This window comes from Rhodoplanes sp. SY1 (genome assembly GCF_046000175.1).
Lineage (GTDB): Bacteria > Pseudomonadota > Alphaproteobacteria > Rhizobiales > Xanthobacteraceae > Rhodoplanes.
The window spans coordinates 1-827 of record NZ_JBEOMB010000269.1 but is presented as its reverse complement, the minus strand read 5'-3'; the positions used below and the strand labels follow the sequence as shown (position 1 = coordinate 827).

1 protein-coding gene is annotated in these 827 nt (G+C 54.5%); it reads right to left on the bottom strand.

The window, feature by feature from the left end:
• Nucleotides 1–647: hypothetical protein (locus ABTU92_RS29050; protein ID WP_408095032.1), on the bottom strand; the 647-nt coding region annotated here is incomplete at its 3' end.
• Nucleotides 648–827: the final 180 nt, after the last annotated feature.

Sequence of the window (827 nt, the reverse complement as noted above, 5' to 3'; positions counted from 1 at the left end):
AGCCCGACTAGCATCAAGACATACACGGAAAGGTTTTGGGCCATCGTATTAAAGAGGTCGGCAACCATGGTAGCTTTATCACTGTTCGTGACGAACGGGAAAGTCACTGCCAGCATGATGGCGAGCAACAGCGACACCAGCGGCAAGACGAACAGCCAGCTCGCAGCGCACGTTCTACGAAAGTCTTCAAATCCCAATGCGGTGAAGGCTGCCAGAACAGGGACAAGGAGCTGATGAAATAGACCTAAATACTGGTTTCTATCTTCCGCAATCTTGACTATGATTTTCGTGCCTATAGCTTGTTCATCAAAAAGCCGTTTGATGTCACTGGTTGGTGTGCCGATGCCGGCCAGCATAAAACCGAAGGCAACAATGATAGGTGCGGAGTAGAAAATTAAAAGGGCAATCAACAGCGCTACCAAGGGAGCAGTCTCGGGGCGACGGCCTGTCTGCCGAACGGTGCTGGAGGTATCGACCGTGTTTGTAACAGAATGATCGCCCTGCGCCTCATTGGCGCTTCGAGGGGATAACTCTTGGCCGATCTGGGCGTTCTGACCTGGCAAAGCTAACCGCTCCGAATCGACATCGGTCGGGACCGGCGGATCGGGCGGTGTCGAAATGGGCTTGGTGACCTCGCGATCGCTCATACGGTTCACCATCGGTTGCGCACAACTTATTGTTGGCCTCCCACCAGCCGTAATCAATAAATTTGTATGTGAACCGAAAAGAGGCCCCGGGGGCATTCGCCCGGGGCCTCTTTTCCCATCCAGCGGGGTAGCAGCGCCGCTCAGTCGAAGCGGACGCGACGGTAGATGTCCTGAAGCGGC